Raw genomic sequence first — 304 nt, 5'->3', positions numbered from 1 at the left:
GTTGCCGTGTCATTTTTCGAAAACTGTTTTACGGATACCCAGCAGTCGGGAACCACCCCTTTTTTGGTATCAAACGGAACTGCGGTGAAAGTTCAGCGCAGATTCGCCTTCTGGATCAGGCTGCGGATATGGTGGACCAGCATCTCGATGGCGGGGCCGTTTTCACCGCCATTGGGGATGATGATATCGGCGTTGCGCTTACTGGGCTCCACATAGGCTTCGTGCATGGGCTTGACAGTGGCGCGGTACTGGGCATTGACACTGTAAAGAGAGCGGCCCCGCTCCTTGACATCCCGCAGGATGC

1 pseudogene is annotated in these 304 nt (G+C 55.6%); it reads right to left on the bottom strand.

Annotated features, from left to right (window positions below):
• Window positions 1–92 precede the first annotated feature (92 nt).
• Window positions 93–304: pseudogene (locus P0G09_RS18300) on the bottom strand (uridine kinase); the annotation flags it as partial.

Source organism: Faecalibacterium sp. DFI.5.82 (assembly GCF_029076575.1).
In the GTDB taxonomy this organism is placed as follows: domain Bacteria; phylum Bacillota; class Clostridia; order Oscillospirales; family Ruminococcaceae; genus Faecalibacterium; species Faecalibacterium duncaniae.
The sequence above is the reverse complement of the archived record's forward strand: the minus strand, read 5'-3'. Positions and strand labels throughout refer to the sequence as shown.